A 5,494-nucleotide genomic window follows, 5' to 3' on the forward strand; every position below is an offset into this window, starting at 1 on the left:
CTTCGGGTTTGAGCCGCTGGCGCACTGGGATATCGGGACCAGGCTCGGCATTCTGGATTTCGAGCGCGGCGCAAAGGTCGGCGGCGCCCGGGCGGTGCTCTACTGGACCTTCGGCGTCTCGGCCGTGTGCCTGTTCATGCTGTCCTATCCGCCGACCGACTACGTCATCCACGGCGTCCGCGGACCGATCAGCTTCTCCACCTCGATGGGACTGGTCCCCTTCCTGGTGGCCATCTTCGTGCTCGGCTTCTTCATGAGCCTGGGCAAGGCGGCGGTGTTCAAACACATCCCGGTCTACTACCCCAAGCAGATCGGCGCCGTCGGCGGCCTCGTGGGCATGGTCGGGGGCCTCGGCGGCTTCGTCCTGCCGATCGTCTTCGGCGTGATGAACGACCTCACCGGCATCTGGACCAGCTGTTTCGCCCTGCTGTTCCTGATCGTCACCGTCTCCCTGCTGTGGATGCATTTCGCCGTCCGGCAGATGGAGGCCAAGGCGGTCCGCTCCGGACGGGAGATGACGACCCTCCCCGAGCTGCCGGAGATGGAGCCGATCCACGAACCGGCCCGGCCGATGCTCGACACCCTGCGCAAGGCCCGCGCGGGCCTGCTCAGCGACTGGCGGCCCGAGGATGCGGAGTTCTGGCGCACCACCGGCCGTCCGATCGCGCGGCGAAACCTTTGGATCTCGACCTTCTGCCTGCTGCTCGCCTTCGCGGTCTGGATGGTGTGGAGCGTCGTCGTCGCCCAGCTGCCCAGGCTCGGCTTCGCCTTCACCACCGACCAGCTGTTCTGGCTGGCCGCCCTGCCCGGCCTGTCCGGCGCGACCCTGCGAATCTTCTACGCCTTCATGGTCCCGGTGTTCGGCGGCCGGCTGTGGACGGCGGTGTCGACCGCCTCCCTGCTGATCCCGGCCTTCGGCATCGGCTATGCGGTCCAGGACCCCGAAACGCCGTTCCTGATCTTCCTGGTGCTGGCGCTGCTGTGCGGCTTCGGGGGCGGCAATTTCGCCTCCTCCATGGCCAATATCAGCTTCTTCTTCCCCAAGGCCGAGCGGGGCAACGCCCTGGCGCTGAACGCCGGGCTCGGCAACCTCGGCGTCAGCGTCATGCAGTTCCTGGTGCCGATCGTGATCACCTTCTCGATCTTCGGCGCCCTCGGCGGCCAGAACCAGACGGCCGCGGACGACGGCGCCATGCTCTGGCTGCAGAACGCCGGCTTCGTCTGGGTGCCGTTCATCATGATTGGCGCGCTGGCGGCGTGGTTCGGGATGAACGACATCGCCTCGGCCAAGGCTTCGTTCGCGGACCAGGCGGCGATCTTCCGGCGCACCCACAACTGGCTGATGTGCTGGCTCTACACCGGCACCTTCGGCTCCTTCATCGGCTTCTCCGCCGGCTTCCCCCTGCTGGCCAGAATGGCCTTTCCCGAGGTCAATTCGCTCCAGTACGTCTTCCTCGGCCCGCTGGTCGGGGCCCTGTCGCGGGCCGGCACCGGCTGGGTCTCCGATCGCTGGGGCGGCGCCCGGGTCACCCTGTGGGTCTTCATCGGCATGATCGCGGCGGTCGGGGCCATGCTCTACGCCCTGTCGGTCGGGACCTTCTCGGGCTTCTTCGGCAGCGTCATCGCCCTGTTCTTCCTGACCGGCGTCGGCAACGCCTCGACCTTCCAGATGATCGGCCCGATCATGACGCTGGAGACGGCGCGTCTGGCCCCCGAGCTGACGCCGGCCGAACAGCGGGTGCGCGCCGACCGTGAGGCGGCCGCCATCGTCGGCTTTACCTCGGCCATCGCCGCCTTCGGCGCCTTTTTCATTCCCAAGGCCTACGGCGCCTCGATCGACGCCACCGGCGGGCCCGAGGCCGCCCTGTGGGCCTTCATGGCCTTCTACGTCACCTGCGCCGCCCTGACCTGGTTCGCCTACGCCGGCCCGCGCGGCCTGCTGCGGGCGACCGAAACCGGCCGCGCCCCACCGCCTCTTCGTCCAACCCCAGCGGAAGGTCGCACCCCATGAGCCATTTCCTCGATCGCCTGACCTATTTCCGGCGCGACAAGGAGACCTTCTCGGACGGTCACGGCGTGACCACCCGCGAGAACAGGGACTGGGAGGACGCCTACCGGTCGCGCTGGGCGGCGGACAAGATCGTGCGCTCGACCCACGGGGTGAACTGCACCGGCTCGTGCTCGTGGAAGATCTACGTCAAGGGCGGCATCGTCACCTGGGAGACCCAGCAGACCGACTATCCGCGCACCCGGCCGGACCTGCCCAACCATGAACCGCGGGGCTGCCCGCGCGGCGCCAGCTACAGCTGGTACCTGTATTCCGGCACGCGCATCAAATACCCGCTGGTGCGCGGCCGGATGCTCCGCCACTGGCGCGAGGCCCGCAAGACGCTGACCCCGGTCGCCGCCTGGCGCTCGATCGTCGAGGACCCCGGCAAGCGCCACAGCTGGGTGTCGCGGCGCGGGCGCGGCGGCTTCATCCGCGCCGGCTGGGACGAGGTCTCCGAGATCATCGCCGCGGCCAACGCCTACACCATCAAGGAGTACGGCCCCGACCGCATCGCCGGCTTCTCGCCGATCCCGGCCATGTCGATGATCTCCTACGCCGCCGGCAGCCGCTACCTGTCGCTGATCGGCGGCACGGTGCTGAGCTTCTACGACTGGTATTGCGACCTGCCGCCGTCCTCGCCGCAGACCTGGGGCGAGCAGACCGACGTCCCCGAAAGCGCGGACTGGTATAACGCCGGCTTCCTGCTGGTCTGGGGTTCGAACATCCCGCAGACCCGCTCGCCTGACGCCCATTTCTACACCGAGGTCCGCTACAAGGGGACCAAGAGCGTCGTCATCACGCCGGACTACAGCGAGGCGTCCAAATTCGCCGACCTGTGGCTGCACCCCAAACAGGGCACCGACGCCGCCCTGGCGCTGGCCTTCGGCCATGTGATCCTGAAGGAATACCACTGCGACCGGCAGACCGAGTATTTCGCCGAATACGGCCGCCGCTACACCGACTTCCCGCTGCTGGTGAAGCTGGTCGAGCGCGACGGCCGGCTGGTCGCCGACCGCATGGTGCGCGCCGCCGACTTCGCCGACCAGCTGGGCGAGACGGCCAACCCCGACTGGAAATGCGTCGGTCTCGACGAGCTCAGCGGCGAGATCGTCTGCCCGCAGGGCCAGTCCGGCCATCGCTGGGGCGACGCCGGCAAGTGGAACCTCGAAGAGAAGGACGGCAAGGGCGCCGACATCCGGCTGAAGATGAGCTTCGCCGAGGGCTGGGACGAGGTGTTGCCGGTCGGCTTCCCCTATTTCGGCGGGACCGCCCCCGAGAGCTTCGTCTCGACCAGCCACGAGCAGATTCTCGAGCGCAACGTCCCCGTCCGCCGCGTCCAGCTCAAGGACGGCGAGACCCTGGTCGCCACGGTGTTCGACCTGTTCTGCGCCAACTACGGGGTCGACCGCGGCTTCGGCGGCGGCAACGTCGCCGCCAGCTACGACGACGACGCCCCGTTCAGCCCGGCCTGGGCGGAGAACGTCACCGGAGTGCCGCGCGAGGCGATCATCACCACCGCCCGCGAGTTCGCCACCAACGCCGAGAAGACCCGCGGCCGCTCGATGGTCATTCTCGGCGCGGGCCTGAACCACTGGTACCACATGGACATGGCCTATCGCGGCATCATCTCCATGCTGGTGATGTGCGGCTGCGTCGGCCAGTCCGGCGGGGGGTGGGCCCACTATGTCGGCCAGGAAAAGCTGCGGCCCCAGACCGGCTGGACCCCGCTGGCCTTCGCCCTCGACTGGCTGCGCCCGACCCGGTTCATGAACGGCACCTCGTTCTTCTACGCCCACACCGACCAGTGGCGTTACGAGAGCCTGCGCATCGACGAGATCCTGTCGCCCACCGCGCCCGAGGGCGACTGGTCGGGCAGCATGATCGACTTCAACGTGCGCGCCGAGCGCATGGGCTGGCTGCCCTCCGCGCCGCAGCTGGAGACCAATCCGCTCAGCATCGGCAAGACCATCTTCGACGCCGGCGCCGACCCGAAGGCCTATGTCTCGGACCGTCTGAAGTCCGGCGAGCTGAAGCTGTCATGCGTCGACCCGGACAACCCGCGGAACTGGCCGCGCAACATGTTCTTCTGGCGCTCCAACGTGCTCGGGGCCAGCGGCAAGGGCCACGAATATTTCCTCAAACACCTCGTCGGCGCCCTGCACGGCGTGGTCGGCGTCGACCTCGGCGAGGACGGCCGTGAAAAACCCCAGGAGGTGACCTGGCGCGAGGAGGCGCCGGTCGGCAAGCTGGACCTGATGGTCAACATCGACTTCCGCATGTCGACGACCAGCCTCTACGCCGACATCGTGCTGCCGACGGCGACCTGGTACGAGAAGCACGACCTCAACACCTCGGACATGCACCCCTTCATCCACCCGCTGACCGCGGCGGTCGACCCGGTGTGGGAGTGCAAGAGCGACTGGGACATCTTCCGCACCATCGCGAAGAAATTCTCGGAGGTCGCCCCGGAGGTGCTGGGCGTCGAGCACGACCTGGTGATGACGCCGATCATGCATGACACCGCCCAGGAGCTGGGCCAGCCCTACGCCCCGAAGGAGTGGGCCAAGGGCGAGTGCGAACCGGAACCGGGGCGCACCATGGCCAACGTCACCCTGGTCGAGCGCGACTACGCCCAGACCTATGCGAAATTCACCTCGCTGGGACCCGCGCTGGAGAAGCTCGGCAACGGCGGCAAGGGCATCAGCTGGAACACCGACGCCGAGGTGGCCCTGCTCGCCGGGCTGAACGGGGTGGTGTTGGAGGAAGGCCCGTCCAAGGGCCGGCCGCGCATCCTCAGCGACATCGACGCCTGCGAGACGATCCTGTCGCTGGCGCCCGAGACCAACGGCGAGGTGGCGGTCAAGGCGTGGCAGGCGCTGTCGAAGCTGACCGGCCGCGAGCACGCCCACCTGGCCGAAGGCAAGGAGGAGGAGAAGATCCGCTTCCGCGACGTCGTCGCCCAGCCGCGCAAGATCATCTCGTCGCCGACCTGGTCGGGGCTGGAGTCGGAACACGTCTGCTACAACGCCGGCTACACCAATGTGCACGAGCTGATCCCGTGGCGGACCCTCAGCGGGCGCCAGCAGATGTACCAGGACCACCACTGGATGCGGGCCTTCGGCGAAGGCTTCGTCACCTGGCGGCCGCCGATCGACACCCGCACGGTGCGCGCGGTGCACAACAAGCTGCCCAACGGCAACGCCGAGATCCTGCTCAACATCCTTACCCCGCACCAGAAGTGGGGCATCCACTCGACCTATGCGGAGAACCTGATCCTGCTCAGCCTCAACCGCGGCGGGCCGGTGATCTGGATCAGCGAGGTCGACGCCGCCCAGGCGGGGATCGAGGACAACGACTGGATCGAGGCCTTCAACGTCAACGGCGCGGTGACCGCCCGGGCCATCGTTTCGCAGCGGGTCATGGCCGGCACGGCGATCATGTACC

The 5,494-nt window shown here is 68.0% G+C and carries 2 protein-coding genes; both read left to right on the plus strand.

The genetic code is table 11. The features are described 5' to 3' along the window. The coding region (locus tag RDU12_RS08320; RefSeq protein ID WP_308684427.1) for an MFS transporter at positions 1-2,011 on the plus strand (2,011 nt) is incomplete at its 5' end. Continuing rightward, positions 2,008-5,494, plus strand: a 3,487-nt coding sequence (locus RDU12_RS08325; RefSeq protein ID WP_308684428.1) for a nitrate reductase subunit alpha, incomplete at its 3' end; no start/stop codon positions are given. The genes RDU12_RS08320 and RDU12_RS08325, both read left to right, overlap by 4 nt.

The sequence above is a fragment of the Brevundimonas sp. genome, from assembly GCF_031082345.1.
Taxonomy (GTDB): domain Bacteria; phylum Pseudomonadota; class Alphaproteobacteria; order Caulobacterales; family Caulobacteraceae; genus Brevundimonas.